Genomic DNA, 18,327 nt, shown 5'->3' on the forward strand with positions numbered 1-18,327 from the left:
TGATCTATTGGTTGCGTTGCAGCGCGAACTTGCTGGCCCTCACCCCGGCCCTGCCCCAGAGGGGGAGGGAGTCAGGGCGCACGGGGGTATTCAGGTCAAATACGGCCCAAACGCTTGTTGCACAAGCGCGAACAGCTATGGATACAGGAACGACGCAGAGGCTCAGGCCTTCTTCTCGCGCGGCAGGCGGCCCATCAGGTAGAACTCGGGGTTGGGCTCGATGTGGGCAAAGCTTGCCATGCGGTTGGACAGGCCGAAGAAGGCGCTGATCGCCGCGATGTCCCAGATGTCCTCGTCGTCAAAGCCGTGCGCATGCAGGCGTTCGAAGTCGGCCTCTTCGACCTCGGCCGAGCGCTGGCTGAGCTTGAGTGCGAAGTCCAGCATCGCGCGCTGGCGCGGCGTGATGTCGGCCTTGCGGTAGTTGGCCGCGACCTGGTCGCTCACGAGCGGCTGCTTTTCGTAGATGCGCAGCAGCGCGCCATGCGCCACCACGCAGTACAGGCACTGGTTGGCGCTGCTGGTAGCGACGACGATCATCTCGCGCTCGCCCTTGGTGAGGCTGCCTTCCTCCTTGAGCATCAGCGCGTCGTGGTAGGCAAAGAAGGCGCGCCATTCGGCCGGGCGGCGCGCCAGCGCGAGAAAGACATTGGGGATGAAGCCGGCCTTTTCCTGCACTTCGAGGATGCGCGCGCGGATGTCCTCGGGCAAGCTGGCCAGTTCGGGTACGGGGTAGCGTCGTGTCATGGCTGTCTTCGCGGTGTCGCGCCCGCCTGGGGCGGGGCGTAGATGTATTCGCGGTTGAACGGGTACTGGCTCTGCGCGCCGGCGATCGGTCCGCTGTCGCGCTGGCCGTCGGGGCGGGTCATGAGAATCTGGTGCAGCGCCACCCAGCCCTGCTCGAAGCCCAGCGCGCAGCCCGCCAGATACAGGCGGTAGGCCCGCAGCACCTTGTCGCCGCGGTCTTCGCCGTGCTGCGCCACGAGGATTTCACGCGCGCGCGCGAGCTGCGCCTCCAGCGCGTCCGACCAGGCCCAGAGCGTGCGCGCGTAGTGCGGGCGGATGTTTTCCGTGTCCACCATCTCCAGGCCTGCGCGGGCAATCTCCTGCAGCGCCACGCTCACGTGCAGCAGCTCGCCGCCGGGGAAGATGTAGCGGTCGATGAACTCGCCCATGCCCGCGCCCAGCCCGGTGTTGTCCAGGCCGCCGGCGGTGATGCCGTGGTTCATCGCCAGGCCTCCGGGCTTGAGCAGGCGCTGCAGAGTGGAAAAGTAGGTAGGCATTTGCGCGCGGCCCACGTGCTCGAACATGCCGATGGAGGAGATCTTGTCGAAGGGCTCGTCCACCTGCAGCTCGCGGTAGTCCTGCAACAGCACGCGCACGCGCCCGCTCAGGCCGCGCTCTTCGATGCACTTTTGCACGTAGGCGTACTGGTTCTTGGACAGGGTGATGCCCGTGCCCTGCACGCCGTAGTGCTCGGCCGCCCACAGCAGCATGCCGCCCCAGCCCGAGCCCACGTCCAGAAAGCGCTCGCCTGGCTGCAGGCGCAGCTTGCGGCAGATGTGGTCGAGCTTGGCTTCCTGCGCCTGCGCGAGCGTCATGTCCGGCGTGCGGTAGTACGCACAGGAATACACGCGCCAGGGGTCGAGCCAGAGCGCGTAGAAATCGTCCGAGACGTCGTAGTGGAACTGGATGTTCTCGGCGTCCTTGGCCGTGGTGTGGCGCGCGCGCGAGACGTACCAGACCAGGGCCTGGCGCCACCATGTGGTGTGTTCGTCGTTCACCGGGTCGCTCTGCAGCAGCGCCTGGGCCGCGAGCATCAGATCGCGCACGCTGCCTTCGAACTGCACCCGCCCTTCAACGATCTCCGCACCCACGGTGCCGATCGCGCCCGAAGCGAGCGCCGCCACGGCGGCGGGGTCGTGCAGGCTCAGGCGCAGCGCCGCGTTGGCAGAACCGAGGTGGTCACCGCCGGGCAGCACGATGCAGATGGGAATGGGCGACTTTTCCAGCCTGGCCTCAAGCGAGCCGTAGGGCGGCATCATGGCGCAGTTCTCCTTCAATGCGAGCACAAAACCGGGAGAGGGTCTGCAAGACCCTCGCGCGCTGGCGACCACCGCAGGAAGTCGTGCAGACCCCCCGCGCATGGTCGCCTTGCCACTCGCAAATATAAAGGCATGCAGGCGCTTGCGTGCAAGCGCTGCGCGCCGCCCCCCGGCGGCGCAAAAGAAAAGGGCCGCCAGGCACAAGCCTGGCAGCCCTAGCACCGGCGCTTGCCGGATCACTTCATCGACAGAATCCAGTCCACCAGCTGCTTGGCTTCGGCCTGGCTCACGTTCTTGTTGGCCGGCATGGGAATGGGGCCCCACACGCCCTTGCTGCCTTCGAGCACGGCCTTGATGAGCTGCGCCTCGGCGTCCTTCTGGCCGGCAAACTTCTTGGCCACGTCCTTGTAGGCCGGACCCACTACCTTCTTGTCCACCGCATGGCAGGACATGCAGTTCTTGGACTTGGCCAGCGCGGCGGCATCCTGCGCAAAAGCGGGTGCGGATGCGGCGAATGCGACGGTGAGGGCGATCAGGGCGGCTTTCATGGTGTTTCCCTTCAGAAGGTTGGTGGAAATACGGGTTGGATAACGCTATTCTAGTGACCGAGGTTGACTTGACCAGTTCATTTACCCATCTTTAACCCGAGGTAACTTGTGTACACACTGATTCTGGGCGTGCTGCTGGTGCTTCTCAAGTACCTGGAAATCGGGCCGGTGGCGGGCTGGTCCTGGTGGTGGGTCTTGTCGCCTTTTGCCGTCACCTTCGCCTGGTGGGTCTGGGCCGATGCCACCGGTTTCACCAAGCGCAAGGCCATGGAAAAGATGGATCAGCGCAAGCGCGAGCGCGTGCAGCGGCAGAAGGAATCCATGGGCATGGCGCCGCGTCGCCGGCGCTGAGTGCCGGGGCGCGGCAGTTCACTCAAACGCATCGAGCACCGCGCCGCGGCTGGCCGTCGAGGCGTTGCGCGCGAACTTGGCCAGCACGCCGCGCGTGTAGCGCGGCGCGGGCGCCTTCCAGGCGGCGCGCCGGCGCGCGATTTCCTCGTCGGAAACGTTGAGTTGCAGCAACAGCTCACGCGCATCGATGGTGATCGAATCCCCTTCCTGCACCAGGGCTATCGTGCCGCCCACGGCCGCCTCGGGGGCCACGTGGCCTACCACCATGCCCCAGGTGCCGCCCGAAAAACGCCCGTCGGTGATCAGGCCCACGCTCTCGCCCAGGCCCTCGCCGATCAGTGCGCCGGTGGGCGCGAGCATCTCGGGCATGCCGGGGCCCCCCTTGGGGCCGAGGTAGCGCAGCACCATCACGTCGCCGGCCTGGATCTTGTGCTCCAGGATGGCCGCCAGGGCGGATTGCTCATCGTCGAACACGCGCGCCGGGCCGGTGATGACCGGGTTTTTCAGGCCGGTGATCTTGGCCACGCAGCCTTCGGTGCTGAGGTTGCCCTTGAGGATGGCCAGGTGCCCTTGCGCGTACAAGGGCTGGTCGATGGGGTGGATCACCTTCTGGTCGGCACGCGGCGCATCGGGCACGTCCTTGAGGGTTTCGGCGATCGTCTTGCCGGTGATGGTCATGCAATCACCGTGCAGCAGGCCGGCGTTGAGCAGCATCTTCATCACCTGCGGGATGCCGCCGGCCTTGTGCAAGTCCACCGCCAGGTATTGGCCGCTGGGTTTCAGGTCGCAGAACACCGGCACCTTCTTGCGGATGCGCTCGAAGTCGTCAATGCTCCATTCCACCCCCGCCGCATGGGCGATGGCCAGGAAGTGCAGCACCGCGTTGGTCGAGCCGCCTACGGCCATGATGACCGCGACGGCGTTTTCGATGGCCTTCTTGGTGACGATGTCGCGCGGCTTCAGGTCTTTCTTGATCGCCTCGATCAGCACCTTGGCCGATTCGCGCGCGGAATCGACCTTCTCCTGGTGCGGGTTGGCCATGGTGGAGGAGTAGGGCAGGCTCATGCCCAGGGCTTCGAAGGCGCTGCTCATGGTGTTGGCGGTGTACATGCCGCCGCAGGAGCCGCAGCCGGGGATGGCGTTTTGCTCGATTTCCTTGAGCTGGCTGTCGTTGATCTTGCCGGCGGCGTTCTCGCCCACGGCCTCGAAGACGCTGACGATGTTCAGGTCGCAGCCGTTCACGCAGCCGGGCAGGATGGTGCCGCCATACACATAGATGCTGGGCACGTTGGCGCGCAGCATGCCCATCATGCCGCCGGGCATGTTCTTGTCGCAGCCGCCGATGACCACGCAGCCGTCCATCCACTGGCCTTGCACGCAGGTCTCGACGCAGTCGCTGATCACCTCGCGGCTGACCAGCGAGTACTTCATGCCCTCGGTGCCCATGGCCATGCCGTCGCTGATGGTGGGCGTGCCAAACACCTGGGCGTTGCCGCCGGCCTCGCGGATGCCTTCAATGGCGGCGTCGGCCAGGCGCTGCAGGCCGGCGTTGCACGGGGTGATGGTGCTGTGGCCGTTGGCCACGCCGACCATGGGCTTCTTGAAATCCTCTTCCTTGTAGCCCATGCCGTAGAACATGGAGCGGTTGGGCGCGCGGGCCTTGCCTTCGGTAATATGGGCGGAGCGGTGGTTGATGGCTTTCGGGTCGGTCATGGCAGGGAGTGTGGGCGCACGGGCCGCAGGTTGCAGGACAGTGGCCCGAGTGTAGTGCCTGCCAACAGGCCTGCAGACTCTGCGGGGATTTGAATCAAATAGGCCTCCAGCGCGTGCGGACAAAGCGCCGGTAGCTATTAAAAACATAGTTTTTCCAGGAGAGCCATGAGCGCAATGCACGACAGGGTGGCGCGCAATTTCGCCGCCCAGGGCCTGATGAAAACGCTGGGCGCGCGGCTGGCGCGGGTGGACGACGGCGAGGTGCAGATCGAGATGCCCGCCAGCCCCGCGCTCAGCCAGCAGCTGGGCTATGCGCACGCGGGCGCGGTCACCAGCATCGTGGACAGCGCCTGCGGCTATGCGGCGCTGACGCGCGCGCCCGAGGGCTGCGACGTGGTCACGGCCGAATTCAAGGTCAACTTCCTGCGCCCGGCATTGGGCGAGCGCTTTGTCGCCGTGGGCAAGGTGGTGAGCGCGGGCAAGACCATGGGCGTGTGCACCGGCGAGGTGCGCGCCTATCGCGAGGGCGCGCAGGAGTACAAGGTGGTCGCGCTGATGCAGGCCACCATGGTCTTCGTGCGGCCCTGAGGCGCCGGCCTCGCGGCGCCGGCGCTTGACAAAACGCCCGATCGCCCCCATCTCATGGCGTGTTGATCAGGAGAAAAGCCATGAGCGAAAAACAAACCGTCCAAGCCACCACCACGCTGAGCCTCAAGGGCAAGACCGCCCTCGTCACCGGCGCCGCAAGCGGCCTGGGCAAGCGCATTGCCGAAGTCTTCGGCGAGGCCGGCGCCAATGTCGTGGTCGCCGACCTCAAGCAGGAACAAGCCCAGGCCACGGCCGACGAGATCGCCAGGAAGGGCGTCAAAACCATGGCCGTCGCCATGGACGTGACCGACGAGCAGGCGGTGGACGATGGCTTTGCAAAGGTGCAAAAGCAGTTGGGCGAGGTCGACATCCTGGTGAGCAATGCCGGCATCCAGATCGTCGCGCCCATCCAGGATTTCAAATTCTCCGACTGGAAGAAGCTGCTCGCGGTGCACCTCGATGGCGGCTTCCTCACCTCGCGCGCCGCGGTGCGCCAGATGATCGCCTCGGGGCGCGGCGGCAGCATCATCTTCATGGGTTCGGTGCACTCCAAGGAAGCCTCCAAGCTCAAGAGCCCCTACGTCACCGCCAAGCACGGCCTGGAAGGCCTGGCCAAGGTCATCGCCAAGGAAGGTGCGGCGCACAACATCCGCAGCAACGTGATCTGCCCCGGCTTCGTGCGCACGCCGCTGGTGGAAAAACAGATCCCCGAGCAGGCGCAGGAGCTGGGCATCAGCGAGGATGAGGTGATCAAGAACGTGATGCTCAAGGAAACGGTCGATGCCGAATTCACTACCGTGGACGACGTCGCGCAGGCCGCGCTGACCTTCGCGAGCTGGCCAAGCAATGCGCTGACCGGCCAGTCGCTGGTCGTGAGCCACGGCTGGTTCATGCAGTAATCCAGCGCCCATGGCGCGCGACCGGGGCAGGGCGGGCGGCGGGCGCGCTGCTGCACAATCGCCGCCATGCTGATCTACCCCCGCATCGATCCGGTGGCCCTGCAGCTCGGGCCGCTGGCGATCCACTGGTATGGCCTGACCTATCTGGCCGCCTTCGGGCTGTTCCTGTGGCTGGGCAATTTGCGCCTCAGGCACCAGCCCTATGCGTCGATGCGCGGCGACGCGGCCTGGACGCGCAAGGACGTGGAAGACATGCTCTTCCTCGGGGTGCTCGGCGTGATCGTCGGCGGGCGCCTGGGCTACTGCCTGTTCTACAAGCCCGGCTATTACGCCAGCCATCCGCTGGAGATTTTTGCCGTCTGGAAGGGCGGCATGAGCTTTCACGGCGGCATGCTGGGCGTGGCGCTGGCGATGATCTGGTATGCGCACACACGCCGGCGCCCCTGGCTGCAAGTGATCGACTTCGTTGCGCCCTGCGTGCCCACGGGCCTGGCGGCAGGGCGCATAGGCAATTTCATCAATGGCGAGCTGTGGGGGCGCTTTGCCTCGCCCGATCTGCCCTGGGCCATGGTGTTTCCGCAAAGCGGCTCCATGCAGCCGCGCCATCCCTCGCAGATCTACCAGTTTTTGCTCGAAGGCCTGCTGCTCTTCGTGCTGCTGTGGCTCTACGCCCGGCGCCCGCGCAAGAGGGGCGAAGTGACGGCGGCCTTCCTCGTCGGCTACGGCGTGCTGCGCTTCACGGCCGAGTATTTTCGCGAGCCCGACGACTTCCTCGGTCTGCTGTCGCTCGGCCTGAGCATGGGGCAGTGGCTGTGCATCCCTATGGTGCTTGCGGGCGTGCTGCTGTGGCTGTGGGCGCAGCGGCAGGGGGCGGCGCATGGCGGGTGAGATTGCACTTGCGGCGGCAGATGCGCACGGCGTCCTGCGCGTCACGCTGCGCCACGGCGGGCGCCTGAACGCAATGACGCGCGCCATGTGGCGCGAGCTGCGCGCGGTGTTCGAGCGCATCCAGGCCGATGATGAGGCGCGCTGCGTGCTGCTGCAAGGCGAGGGCGAGGCGTTTTGCGCGGGCGGCGACATCTCCGAATACCCGGCGTTTCGCTTTGATGCGCAAACGCTGCGCGATTTTCACGAGGGCGAGGTCTGGGGCGGCCTCTCGGCGATGCTCGCGTGCGAGGTGCCCATCGTCGCGGTGATACGCGGCCCCTGCATGGGCGCGGGCGTGGAGATCGCGAGCTGCTGCGACATCCGCCTGGCCGAGGCGGGCGCGCGCTTTGGCGCGCCGATCGCGCGCCTGGGCTTTCCCATGGCGCCGCGCGAGGCGCTGCTGGTTGCAAGCCGCCTGGGCGACGCGCTGGCGCGCCAGATGCTGCTCGCGGCCAGCAGCTTCGATGCGGCCGCGCTGCACGCGAGCGGTTTCCTGGCCGAGGTGCTCACGCCGCCAGAGCTGCACGACAAGGCCGAAAAACTGGCCCGCCAGATCGCCGCGCTGGCACCGCAGGCGGCGCGGCTGAACAAGCGCGTGCTGCACTCGATTTTTGAAAGAAACATGGCTTTGGCGCTGGATGGACAAGCGTCAGCAGCTATGGTTTCAGGAGTTGAAGACGCTTACGCCTACGCGCCGAGCCGCGAGCACCGCGAAGGCATAGAGGCATTCCTCGCCAAGCGCAAACCCCGTTTTACGGACGACGTCCATTGAAGCCGCCCCGGCAAATTCAAGCTGAAGCGGGCTGGATCCGCAGGAGTCTTTGATGCAGTTCCCCTCGCAAAACCTCTACAGCGCCCTGCGCGCCGCCTTCCCCAAGAACCTGGACGCGACGGCGGTCTTTGCCAGCACGCCCGAGGGCGCGCCGCTGAACTACTCCTGGGCCGATCTGGAGCACGCCAGCGCGCGCATCGCCAATCTGCTTGCATCGCTGCAACTGCCGTCCGCGAGCCGCATCGCGGTGCAGGTCGAAAAATCGGTCGAGGCCATGCTGCTGTACCTGGCGGTGCTGCGCGCGGGGCATGTGTTCTTGCCGCTGAATACCGCCTACCAGCAGGCCGAGATCGAATACTTCATCGGCAACGCCGAGCCCGCCGTCGTCGTCTGCACGCCGCAGAACTTCGGCTGGGTGTCAAGAATCGCGTTCAAGGCGGGCACGCACAGCGTCTTCACGCTGGGGCAAAACCGCGACGGCAGCCTGCTCGAGCGCGCCGCGCATTGCAGCGACCAGCACACGCCGGTGGCACGCGGCAAGGACGACCTGGCGGCCATCCTCTACACCAGCGGCACCACGGGGCGCAGCAAGGGCGCGATGCTCACGCACGGCAATCTGCTCTCCAACGCCCTGGTGCTCAAGGACTACTGGGGCTGGGAAAAAGACGACGTGCTGATCCACGCGCTGCCCATCTACCACGCGCACGGCTTGTTCGTCGGCGTGCACGGCGCGCTGATCAATGGCAGCGCCATGGTCTGGTTCAACAAGTTCGATGCCAAGGCGACGATCGCCGCCTTTGCGCGCGCCACGGTCTTCATGGGCGTGCCCACGCTGTACGTGCGCATGCTGGCCGAGCCAAGCCTGACGCGCGCAGCGGCGGCGCACATGCGCCTCTTCATCTCCGGCTCGGCGCCGCTCCTGGTCGATACCTTTGCCGCCTGGCAAGAGCGCACCGGCCACACCATCCTGGAGCGCTACGGCATGAGCGAGACGGTGATGCTGTGCTCCAACCCCTATGCGGCCGATGCACGCCATGCAGGCCAGAGCGAGCGCCGGGGCGGCACCGTCGGCTTTGCCCTGCCCGGCACCGAGCTGCGCGTGGTGAGCGAGGAGGGCGAGCTTTTGCCCGCGGGCGAGATCGGCAACATCGAGGTGCGCGGCCCCAACATCTTCAAGGGCTATTGGCAGATGCCCGAAAAGACCGCGCAGGAATTCGCCGAGGGCGGCTGGTTCAAGACCGGCGACGTCGGCCAGCAGGACGCGCGCGGCTACGTCACCATCGTCGGGCGCAGCAAGGACCTTTTCATCAGCGGCGGCTTCAACGTCTACCCGGCCGAGATCGAGAGCTTCATCAACGAGCTGCCCGGCGTGATGGAGAGCGCCGTGGTTGGCGTGGCGCATGCCGACTTTGGCGAGGTGGGCGTGGCCGTCGTCGTGCCGCGCGCCGGTGCCGCGCCGGACGCCGAAGCCATCATCGCCAAGCTGCGCGGGCAGCTCGCGCACTTCAAGGTGCCCAAGCGCTGCTTCATCGCCGCCGAGCTGCCGCGCAACAGCATGGGCAAGGTGCAAAAGAACCTGCTGCGCGAGCAATACCGTGATTTGTTCCTGAAAGCATAGCTGCCAGCGCAATCGGGGCGGGCGCTTCGGCCTTGTTTCATCTGAGAACCAGCACCGGTATCTCGGCATGCGTGAGCACGTTTTGCGTCTCGCTGCCCAGCAGCAGGCGCTTGACGCCGCGCCGCCCGTGCGAGGCCATGACGATCAGGTCGCAGCCATTCTTGCGCGCGGCCGCGAGGATGGCCTCGGCTACCTGGTCGGAGCGCGGCGTCAGGGTCTTGACCATCACGCCTTCCTCGCTGCCGCGCTTCTTGACGCGGGCCAGCGCCGCCTGCGCCTCGTCGCGCCATTGTTCCTCGATCTGGCGGATCTGCTGCTCGTCCAGGGCCAGGCCGCCGTCGAAGAACTTGCGCGGATAGCGTGGCAGCACGCGCAGCGCCAGCACGCGCCCTCGGCTGAGGGCGGCCAGCTGCAGGCCGTGCTCCACTGCCTTGTCGGACAGGGGCGAGCCATCGGTGGCAATCAGGATGCGTTGGTACATGGTCAGTGCTCCGGGTTGAACTCTCGGGCGCCGCGCCGCTCAGTACAGGCCAGGCGCCGGCGGTGCCCGAGAATACCCACACTGCGGGCCGGCGGACGGTCGGGTCGCGCCGCTTCCTGCCTGCGGCTTTTGCCAGAGAAAGAAAAAACGTGCTCTTCAGCCTCATAGCTCAGACCCCGCGCCGCCTGTTGGCGCTCATCAGCGCCGCCTGCCTGGCCATGCTGGCCTTTGGCATGTATCTACAGTACGGCCAGGGGCTCGAGCCCTGCCCGATGTGCATCGTGCAGCGCTATGCCTTGATCGCGGTAGCGGTCTTCACCGGCCTTGCAGCGGCCCGCGGCGGCACGCCCTGGCGCATGGTCTGGAGCCTGATGGCCCTGCTGGGCGCGGGCTTTGGCGCCTTCGTTGCGGCGCGCCAGAGCTGGCTGCAGTGGTATCCGCCCGAGGTCGCCACCTGCGGGCGCGACTTCTACGGCATCATCGAAAACTACGCGCTCAGCCGCGCCATTCCGATGATCTTTCGTGGCTCGGGCGACTGCACCGTGGTGGACTGGCGCTTTCTCGGCGGCTCCATCGCCAACTGGTCCTTCATCTGCTTCACGCTGTTTGGCCTGCTCCTGATCGCGCTGCTCGCGCGCAGCGTACGGGCACGCACCGCGTGACTGCGCCTGTGCTACATTTGCGCGCATGAATTCGCCTGCCACCCTGCCGACCCGCTCCGCCGCTGCGGCGCTGCTGCTGGCACTACTGGCGCTACTGCCATAGCAAGCGGGCCGACGCGTTCACCGTTTTTTTCCATCGATTCGAATCTCCCACGGCCCGCATGCTCCAGCAGCGGGCCGTTTTCATTCGTGTTGCTGGTGGCAAGGAGCAAAGAAACCATGACCGACAAACTCATCATCTTCGACACCACCTTGCGCGACGGCGAGCAGTCGCCCGGCGCCAGCATGACGCGCGACGAGAAGCTGCGCATCGCGCGCCAGCTCGAACGCCTGAAGGTGGACGTGATCGAAGCCGGTTTTGCCGCCAGCAGCAATGGCGACTTCGAATGCATCCAGGCGATTGCGCGCGCGGTGAAGGACTCCACCGTCTGCTCGCTGGCGCGCGCCAACGACCGCGACATCGCGCGCGCGGCCGAGGCGCTGGCGGACAGCCAGAACGCACGCATCCACCTGTTCATTGCCACCAGCCCGCTGCATATGGAAAAGAAGCTGCGCATGACGCCCGAAGAGGTGTTGGAGCAGGCGCGTCTTTCCACCCGCTTTGCGCGCAATTTGCGCGACGACATCGAATTCAGCGCCGAGGACGGCTACCGCAGCGACATCGACTTCCTGGCGCGCGTGTGCGAGGCGGTGATCAAGGAAGGCGCGACGACGATCAACATCCCCGACACCGTGGGCTACGGCGTCCCCGAGCTCTACGGCAACTTCATCAAGACGCTGCGTGAAAAAGTGCCAGGCAGCGACAAGGCCGTCTGGAGCGTGCACTGCCACAACGACCTGGGCATGGCGGTGGCCAACAGCCTGGCGGGCGTGAAGATTGGCGGCGCGCGCCAGGTGGAATGCACCATCAACGGCCTGGGCGAGCGCGCGGGCAATTGCTCGCTCGAAGAAGTCGTCATGGCGGTGAAGACGCGCCGCGACTACTTTGGCCTGCAAGTGGGCATAGACACGACGCAAATCCTCGCGGCGAGCAAGCTCGTGAGCTCGACCACCGGCTTCGTGGTGCAGCCCAACAAGGCGGTGGTCGGCGCCAACGCCTTCGCCCACGCCAGCGGCATCCACCAGGACGGCGTGCTCAAGGCGCGCGACACCTACGAAATCATGCGCGCCGAGGACGTGGGCTGGTCGGCCAACAAGATCGTGCTGGGCAAGCTCTCCGGGCGCAACGCCTTCAAGCAGCGCCTGCAGGAGCTGGGCGTGGAGCTCGAATCCGAGGCCGAGACGCTGGCCGCGTTTTCCCGCTTCAAGGAGCTCGCGGACCGCAAGAGCGAGATCTTCGACGAGGACATCCTGGCGCTGGTCAACACCGGCACGCGCGTGGCCGAGCATGAGCAATACGGCTTCGTGTCGCTGTCGCAGCACAGCGAAACGGGCGAGCGTCCCAAGGCCGACATCGTCTTCACCGTGAGCGGCAAGGAGGTGCGCAGCAGCGCCGAGGGCAACGGCCCGGTGGATGCGTCGCTGCGCGCGATCGAGGCGCACGTCAAGAGCGGCGCAGAGATGACGCTGTACTCGGTGAACGCGATCAATGGCTCGACCGACGCCCAGGGCGAAGTCACGGTGCGCCTGCAAAGCGGCGGGCACGTGGTCAATGGCTCGGGCGCCGACCCGGACATCATCGTCGCATCGGCCAAGGCCTACCTGAGCGCGCTCAACCGCCTGCACCACGGCGGCGACAGGGTGGCCGCCCAAGGCTGAAGGGGGTAGGGGGCAAGGCACCGCCTGGCCCCGATTCAGCGTTGGCCGGCTGGCCTGAGCGCTCCTAGAATGTTTTTAAGAAGGGCGCGCAAGATATTGTCCTTGCGCGCCTTTTTTTGCGTATGTACACTTGCGCGCAGTTTTCTCGATTTCTGGAGTATTTCATGCGTGCAAGCACTCGCCCCGGCTCGCGTTGCCTGCAATGGTTGTCCGCCGCGCTGCTCGCCCTGGCGCTGACGGCGCCCGGGGCTCAGGCAGCCGGCAAGAAGGCGCCGGCCAAGAAGACCGTGGCCAGCAGCCAGGTCAAGCGCGCTCCCGCCAAGGCGACGGCGCACAAGGCCGCTCCCAAACGCAAGGCCCAGACTTCCGTCGCCCAGCGCAAGACGCGCGCGGCAAGCCGCAAGCACCATGTGGCGGCCGCGCCCGCTGTGTTGTCGGTCGGGCAGAAGATGGGCCTGCATGCCACCGCCGATCCGCTGGCGCTGGCCTCCAGCGTGGCGCTGGTGGTGGACCAGGATACGCACGAGGTCTTGCTAAGCAAGAACGACGAAGCGGTGCTGCCCATCGCCTCGCTCACCAAGCTGATGACCGGCCTGCTGATTTCCGAGGCCGAGCTGCCGATGGACACGCCGATCACCATCACCCAGGCCGATGTCGATACCGAGAAGGGCAGCCGCTCGCGCCTGGCGGTGGGCACGACGCTCACGCGCGGTGAACTGTTGCACCTGGCGCTGATGTCCAGCGAAAACCGCGCCGCCCATGCCCTGGGGCGCACCTACCCCGGGGGGCTCGCGAACTTCGTGCAGCGCATGAACGCCAAGGCCGCGCAACTGGGCATGCACGACACGCACTATGTGGAGCCCACGGGGCTGTCGAGCCAGAACCGCTCCAGCGCGCGCGACCTGGCGCGGCTGGTGGGTGTGGCCTACGACGATGCGCTGCTGCGCGAGCTCACCACCTCGCCCGGCTACGAAGTGGAGGTGGGCAGCCGCACGCTGCAATACAACAACACCAACCGGCTGGTGAAGAGCCCGGCCTGGGACATTGGTCTGCAAAAGACCGGCTATATCTCCGAAGCCGGGCGCTGCCTGGTGATGCAGGCGGAGATCGCGGGGCGCAAGCTCATCATGGTGTTCCTCGACTCGGCCGGCAAATTCAGCCGCCTGGCCGATGCCGAGCGCGTGCGCTCCTGGCTGCAGGCCAGCCCGCGCCCGGCGGGCCACAAGGTGGCCAATTCGTTTGCAACCAATGGCTGAGCGCGCTGCACGCTGATCCATGTACATGGCCCCCCGGGGGCCATGTGTCATTTCGGGGCCAGGCGGATCGCGCCGTCCAGGCGTATCACCTCGCCATTGAGCATGTCGTTTTCAAAGATGTGGCAGACCAGCTTGGCGTAGTCCTCGGGCGTGCCCAGGCGGCTCGGGAAGGGCACGCCTGCGGCCAGCGCATCCTGCACTTCCTTGGGCATGCCAAACAGCATGGGCGTGCCGAAGATGCCCGGTGCTATCGTCATGTTGCGAATGCCGCTGCGCGCCAGGTCGCGCGCGATCGGCAGCGTCATGCCGACGACCCCGCCCTTGGATGCGGAATAGGCCGCCTGGCCGATCTGCCCGTCGTAGGCCGCGACGCTGGCGGTAGAGATGATGGCGCCGCGCTCGCCCGTGAGCTCGGCCTCGTTCCTGGCCATGGCCTCGGCCGCCAGGCGAATCATGTTGAAGCTGCCCACCAGGTTCACCGTGATGGTCTTGGTGAAGGTGGCCAGCTGGTGCGCCCCGTTCTTGCCTACGGTACGCTCGGCCGGTGCGATGCCGGCGCAGTTGACCAGACCCATGAGCTTGCCCAGCGCCGTCGCCTTGGCCACTACCGCCTGGCCGTCGGCTTCGCTGCTGACGTCGCAGCGCACGAAATGGCCCTTGATCTCGCGCGCGACCGCTTCGCCCTTGTCGGTCTGCATGTCTGCAATCACCACGGTGGCGCCGCGTGCGGCCAGCATGCGCGCCGTGCCCTCGCCCAGGCCCGAAGCGCCGCCCGTGACGATGAATACCTTGCCTTTGATGTCCATGGGGTCCTCATGTAGTTGACGTTCACGTCAATTATCGCCGCGCGATGAAAAAAGCCCGGCTAGGCCGGGCTGCAAAACCTTGGATGGCAGAGCTGCTGGCGCTTCAGCGAAAACCGGCGCGGTCGAGCATCTGCTGCACGCGCGCCATGTTCTTGCCGACGACCGAGATGTGGATGGTTTCGGTCTTGAAGGGCTTGCCGCCGGTCATATCCTGCAGCGCGGTGTTGTCAAACTTCACCCCCTTGGCCGCGGGCCATTCGTTGTTGCCGTTGGCAAAGTAGTTCTGCGCCTCGGGGCTGGCCAGGTATTCGAGGAACTTGATCGCGTTTTGCGGGTGCGGCGCATGGCGCGCCACCGCGCCGCCGGCGATGTTCACGTGCGTGCCCCAGGAATCCTGGTTGGGAAACACCGCAGCGACCTTGGCGGCCACGGCCTGGTCCGCCGGCTTGTCCGAGCGCATCAGGCGCGCCAGGTAGTAGCTGTTGCTGACCGCGATCTCGCACTCGCCGGCGGCCACCGCGCGGATCTGGTCGGTGTCGCCGCCCTTGGGCGGGCGCGCCATGTTGGCCACCACGCCTTTGAGCCAGGCTTCGGTTTTGGCTTCGCCCATGTGCTCGGCCAGGGTGCCGAACAGGCTCAGGTTGTAGGGGTGCGAGCCCGAGCGGATGCAGACCTTGCCCTTGTTCACCGGGTCGGCCAGCTTCTCGTAGCTGTCCACGTCCTGCGCCTGCACCTTGTCCTTGGCGTAGACGATGATGCGCGCGCGTGTGGACAGGCCAAACCACTGGATGCCGCCGTCCGCGTCGGGCGTGGCGCGCAGGTTGGCGGGGATGAGCTCTTCGAGCAGCTTGGAGCGCACCGGCTTGAACAAGCCGTCCTGTTCGCCGCGGTAAAAGCGCGCGGCATCGACCAGCAGGATCACGTCGGCGGGCGAGGCGCTGCCCTCGGCCTTCAGGCGCGCCATGATGCCGGCGTCGTCGGCGTCGACGCGGTTGATCTTGATGCCGGTGGCCTTGGTGAAGCCCTCGTAGAGCATTTCGTCGGACGGATAGTGGCGCGCCGAATACAGGTTGAGCACCTGCTGCGACGCATCGGCCGCATCGGCGGCGCCTGCCGCGCCGCCCAGGGCGACGAGGCAGGCCGCCAGAAGGGTCTTGAGGGAGGAAATCATGGGCTTGTGGTCGCTGAGGTTCTGAAAGCCCGAATCATAATTCAAATGAGAATGGTTATCAGTGCATTTGCACTCGGCTTGACCTGGCGCAAAAAAAAGCCCGGCATGAAGCCGGGCTTGAAGGGATCCAGAAATTGACATTTCGTGAGGATCCAAGGAGACAACCGAAACAGGTGGCTCGTTGCCAAGCCATGGTGGCGATTTTAAGGGTAAACCCTTGTCTCTATCAATCGCCCTGTTGTATTTGTGCGATCAGCGCTTGCGGCCGGCAGCGGCCACCTTGCTGGCGCTGGTGCTCACGGCGTTGAAGTTGGCTTCGGCCATGTCGGTGGCTTGCTTGACGGCCTTTTGTACCGACTCGAAAGCGTTGTTCGCGGCCGACACGGCGCTCTTGAACACGGCCACCGAGGTCTCGGTGCCGGCAGGGGCGTTGCGCGCGGTGCTGTCCACGAAGTTGGTGAACGCACGCTGGGCTTCGTTGGCTTGCGCTTCGAAAGCACGGCCAAACGCGCTGCCGGTGCCGGCGGCGATGTCGTACAGATGACGGCTGTAGGCCAGGGTCTTCTCGGCCAGGGGCTGGAACAGGCTGGCTTGCAGCGTCAGCAGCTCCTGGGCGTCCTTGGCGGACAGCACGGCCTGGGCGTGGGTGTTGGCTTCCGAGAGCGCGGCGCGCGAGGCGGTCACGTTCAGCTCGATCAGCCTTTCAACGCCTTCGAAGGCTTGGCTGGTCAGGCCGAACAGGGTTTCGAGGTTGGCCTTTTGGGCAGCCAGAATTTGTTCTTGCGGCAAAGACATGGTGATACTCCTGATCAAAGATCCGCCTTGTGGGCGGGGGTTCATGGAACTGCTCTGATCAACTTATGTTGCAGTGCAGCATGACTCGAATTATAGGGATGCACAGCGCGATTGCAAGGCTTTTTTGTTGCAGTGCAACATTTATTTGTTCCAAAGTGTTTTTCCGCTATCCGGGCGGCGCGCGGGACGCTTCCGGGCTGCTGGCACAATGAAGCACCCATGGCAGCGTCCCTGAGCTCCCCGGCGCCTGAGCGCCCCGTCCCGCCCGCGCGCGGGGACTACCGCGTCTTTCGCTCCATCCCCACGCGCTGGAGCGACAACGACGTCTACGGTCACGTGAACAACGTCGTCTACTACAGCTGGTTCGACACGGCGGTGAACGCCTGGCTGATCGAGCGGGGGGTGCTGGACATCCATGGCGGCGACACCGTGGGTCTTGTCGTGCACACGCAGTGCCATTATTTTGCGCCGCTGGCCTTCCCGCAGACGGTGGAGGCCGGCCTGCGCGTGGTGCAGATCGGCCGCAGCAGCGTGCGCTACGAGCTGGCACTGTTTGCCCAAGGGGCGCCGCTGGCAGCGGCTTGCGGGCATTTCGTCCATGTGTACGTGGGCCGCAGCGACCAGCGCCCACGGCCCTTGCCCCAGAAGCTGCGCCAGGCCTTGCAAGAGCTGTGCGCCGCGCACTGATGGAACAAGCATGATCATCCACAGCCTGCTGGATACCGACCTGTACAAGTTCACCATGATGCAGGTGGTGTTGCACCACTTCCCCGGTGCGCAGGTGCAATACCGCTTCAAGTGCCGCACGCCCGGAATCGATCTGGCGCCCTGCGTGGACGAGATCCGCGCCGAGATCCGCGCGCTGTGCAGTCTGCGCTTCAGCGAGGAAGAGCTTGCCTACCTGGCCTCGATGCGCTTCATCAAGAGCGACTTCGTGGACTTCCTCGGGCTGTTTCGGCTCAATGAAAAGTACATCGATGTCACGCCCCTGCCCACGGGCGAGATCGACATCAGCATCGTCGGGCCCTGGTTGCACACCATCCTCTTCGAGATTCCGGTGCTCTCCATCGTCAACGAGGTGTATTTTCGCCAGCGCTACCCCGAGCCCGATTACGCCGAAGGGCGCCGGCGCCTGGCGACCAAGGTGGCGCAGCTGCACGGCCCGGGGCTGGAGGCGCTGAAGATCGCCGACTACGGCACGCGCAGGCGCTTTTCGCGCGTGTGGCACGAAGAGCTGCTGCGCACCCTGGCCGAGCGCCTGGGCGTGGAGGACAAGCGCCGGGGCCTGGGCGGCAAGCTCGCGGGCACGAGCAACGTGCTCTACGCGATGAAGCTGGGCATGACGCCGCTGGGCACCATGGCGCACGAATACCTGCAGGCCTGCCAGGCGCTGGGCCCGCGCCTGCGCGACACCCAGGTCTACGGCTTCGAGGTCTGGGCCAAGGAGTACCGCGGCGACCTGGGCATTGCGCTGTCGGACGTCTACGGCATGAACGCCTTCCTGCGCGACTTCGACCTGTACTTTTGCAAGCTCTTCGATGGTGCGCGCCACGACAGCGGCGACCCCTTTGCCTGGGGCGAGCGCATGCTGCAGCATTACCGAGACAACCGGGTCGATCCGCTGTCCAAGATACTCATCTTCAGCGACGGCCTGACGGTGCCGCGCATCATCGAGCTCTACCGGCGCTTTCACGGGCGCTGCCAACTGGCGTTTGGCATAGGCACCAACCTCACCAACGACCTGGGCTACGAGCCGCTGCAGATCGTCATCAAGATGACGCGCTGCAACGGCCAGCCGGTGGCCAAGCTGTCGGACGCGCCGGGCAAGAACATGTGCGACGACGAGAAATACCTGGCCTATCTGCGCCAGGTGTTCAACATTCCCGGCCCGGCCTGAGCCAGCGTGGGCGGGCAACAAGACAAGGAGAGACAAGCGATGA

19 protein-coding genes are annotated in these 18,327 nt (G+C 65.8%); 11 read left to right on the forward strand and 8 right to left on the reverse strand.

The window, feature by feature from the left end; all coding sequences use genetic code 11:
• Positions 1 to 162: 162 nt before the first annotated feature.
• The 3 genes from KUD94_RS00850 to KUD94_RS00860 form a co-directional block, all read right to left on the reverse strand.
• The gene (locus tag KUD94_RS00850; protein ID WP_218238041.1) at positions 163 to 744 is read right to left on the reverse strand and encodes a peroxidase-related enzyme; all 582 of its coding nucleotides are present in this window, start codon (positions 742 to 744) and stop codon (positions 163 to 165) included.
• Positions 741 to 2,042: a class I SAM-dependent methyltransferase gene (locus KUD94_RS00855; protein ID WP_218238042.1), complete on the reverse strand. Its 1,302-nt coding sequence runs from the start codon at positions 2,040 to 2,042 to the stop codon at positions 741 to 743. Before KUD94_RS00855 ends, KUD94_RS00850 begins: the two co-directional genes overlap by 4 nt.
• A gap of 236 nt (positions 2,043 to 2,278) precedes the next feature.
• Positions 2,279 to 2,590 (reverse strand): c-type cytochrome, encoded by a 312-nt coding sequence (locus KUD94_RS00860; protein WP_218238043.1) that lies wholly within the window; start codon positions 2,588 to 2,590, stop codon positions 2,279 to 2,281.
• Positions 2,591 to 2,698: 108 nt separating this feature from the next.
• On the opposite strand from KUD94_RS00860, the gene KUD94_RS00865 reads away from it, so the two are divergent.
• Complete coding sequence (locus KUD94_RS00865; protein WP_218238044.1) at positions 2,699 to 2,941, forward strand: TIGR04438 family Trp-rich protein; 243 nt, start codon at positions 2,699 to 2,701, stop codon at positions 2,939 to 2,941.
• Positions 2,942 to 2,959: 18 nt separating this feature from the next.
• Here the strand turns inward: KUD94_RS00865 and ilvD are convergent, their stop codons facing one another.
• A complete protein-coding gene (ilvD, locus tag KUD94_RS00870; protein WP_218238045.1) occupies positions 2,960 to 4,654 on the reverse strand; it encodes a dihydroxy-acid dehydratase in 1,695 nt (564 codons plus the stop codon).
• Positions 4,655 to 4,819: 165 nt separating this feature from the next.
• Here ilvD and KUD94_RS00875 point away from each other — a divergent pair, with 165 nt between their 5' ends.
• From KUD94_RS00875 to KUD94_RS00895, 5 genes are all read left to right on the forward strand, one after another.
• A complete protein-coding gene (locus KUD94_RS00875; RefSeq protein ID WP_218238046.1) occupies positions 4,820 to 5,242 on the forward strand; it encodes a PaaI family thioesterase in 423 nt (140 codons plus the stop codon).
• 116 nt (positions 5,243 to 5,358) lie between these two features.
• Positions 5,359 to 6,141 carry a 3-hydroxybutyrate dehydrogenase gene (locus tag KUD94_RS00880; protein ID WP_218239146.1) on the forward strand — a complete coding sequence of 261 codons (783 nt, stop codon included), beginning with the start codon at positions 5,359 to 5,361 and terminating at the stop codon, positions 6,139 to 6,141.
• A 66-nt stretch (positions 6,142 to 6,207) separates the two neighbouring features.
• On the forward strand, positions 6,208 to 7,029 hold the full coding sequence (lgt, locus tag KUD94_RS00885) for a prolipoprotein diacylglyceryl transferase (protein WP_218238047.1): 822 nt from the start codon (positions 6,208 to 6,210) through the stop codon (positions 7,027 to 7,029).
• On the forward strand, positions 7,019 to 7,840 hold the full coding sequence (locus KUD94_RS00890) for an enoyl-CoA hydratase/isomerase family protein (protein ID WP_218238048.1): 822 nt from the start codon (positions 7,019 to 7,021) through the stop codon (positions 7,838 to 7,840). The genes lgt and KUD94_RS00890 overlap by 11 nt, the downstream gene beginning before the upstream one ends.
• A 52-nt stretch (positions 7,841 to 7,892) precedes the next feature.
• The gene (locus KUD94_RS00895; protein WP_218238049.1) at positions 7,893 to 9,458 is read left to right on the forward strand and encodes a malonyl-CoA synthase; all 1,566 of its coding nucleotides are present in this window, start codon (positions 7,893 to 7,895) and stop codon (positions 9,456 to 9,458) included.
• Between the two features lie 37 nt (positions 9,459 to 9,495).
• Here KUD94_RS00895 and KUD94_RS00900 read toward each other — a convergent pair whose 3' ends face one another.
• Positions 9,496 to 9,939, reverse strand: a complete 444-nt coding sequence (locus tag KUD94_RS00900; protein WP_218238050.1) for a universal stress protein — start codon at positions 9,937 to 9,939, stop codon at positions 9,496 to 9,498.
• Between the two features lie 149 nt (positions 9,940 to 10,088).
• On the opposite strand from KUD94_RS00900, the gene KUD94_RS00905 reads away from it, so the two are divergent.
• From KUD94_RS00905 to KUD94_RS00915, 3 genes are all read left to right on the forward strand, one after another.
• On the forward strand, positions 10,089 to 10,601 hold the full coding sequence (locus tag KUD94_RS00905) for a disulfide bond formation protein B (RefSeq protein WP_218238051.1): 513 nt from the start codon (positions 10,089 to 10,091) through the stop codon (positions 10,599 to 10,601).
• A gap of 219 nt (positions 10,602 to 10,820) precedes the next feature.
• Positions 10,821 to 12,359 carry a 2-isopropylmalate synthase gene (locus KUD94_RS00910; RefSeq protein ID WP_218238052.1) on the forward strand — a complete coding sequence of 513 codons (1,539 nt, stop codon included), beginning with the start codon at positions 10,821 to 10,823 and terminating at the stop codon, positions 12,357 to 12,359.
• Between the two features lie 164 nt (positions 12,360 to 12,523).
• The gene (locus KUD94_RS00915; RefSeq protein ID WP_218238053.1) at positions 12,524 to 13,615 is read left to right on the forward strand and encodes a D-alanyl-D-alanine carboxypeptidase family protein; all 1,092 of its coding nucleotides are present in this window, start codon (positions 12,524 to 12,526) and stop codon (positions 13,613 to 13,615) included.
• Between the two features lie 47 nt (positions 13,616 to 13,662).
• On the opposite strand, the gene KUD94_RS00920 is transcribed toward KUD94_RS00915, so the two are convergent.
• The 3 genes from KUD94_RS00920 to KUD94_RS00930 all read right to left on the reverse strand — a co-directional run bounded on the left by KUD94_RS00920 (position 13,663) and on the right by KUD94_RS00930 (position 16,387).
• Positions 13,663 to 14,421 carry a 3-hydroxyacyl-CoA dehydrogenase gene (locus KUD94_RS00920; protein ID WP_218238054.1) on the reverse strand — a complete coding sequence of 253 codons (759 nt, stop codon included), beginning with the start codon at positions 14,419 to 14,421 and terminating at the stop codon, positions 13,663 to 13,665.
• A 103-nt stretch (positions 14,422 to 14,524) separates the two neighbouring features.
• The gene (locus KUD94_RS00925) at positions 14,525 to 15,592 is read right to left on the reverse strand and encodes an extracellular solute-binding protein (RefSeq protein WP_218238055.1); all 1,068 of its coding nucleotides are present in this window, start codon (positions 15,590 to 15,592) and stop codon (positions 14,525 to 14,527) included.
• A gap of 252 nt (positions 15,593 to 15,844) precedes the next feature.
• Positions 15,845 to 16,387, reverse strand: a complete 543-nt coding sequence (locus KUD94_RS00930; protein ID WP_218238056.1) for a phasin family protein — start codon at positions 16,385 to 16,387, stop codon at positions 15,845 to 15,847.
• A gap of 219 nt (positions 16,388 to 16,606) precedes the next feature.
• Here KUD94_RS00930 and KUD94_RS00935 point away from each other — a divergent pair, with 219 nt between their 5' ends.
• Positions 16,607 to 17,074 carry a thioesterase family protein gene (locus KUD94_RS00935; RefSeq protein ID WP_218238057.1) on the forward strand — a complete coding sequence of 156 codons (468 nt, stop codon included), beginning with the start codon at positions 16,607 to 16,609 and terminating at the stop codon, positions 17,072 to 17,074.
• Positions 17,075 to 17,084: 10 nt separating this feature from the next.
• A complete protein-coding gene (gene pncB / locus KUD94_RS00940; RefSeq protein WP_218238058.1) occupies positions 17,085 to 18,284 on the forward strand; it encodes a nicotinate phosphoribosyltransferase in 1,200 nt (399 codons plus the stop codon).
• Positions 18,285 to 18,327: the final 43 nt, after the last annotated feature.

The organism is Comamonas sp. NLF-1-9 (genome assembly GCF_019195435.1).
Classification (GTDB): Bacteria; Pseudomonadota; Gammaproteobacteria; order Burkholderiales; family Burkholderiaceae_C; genus Comamonas_C.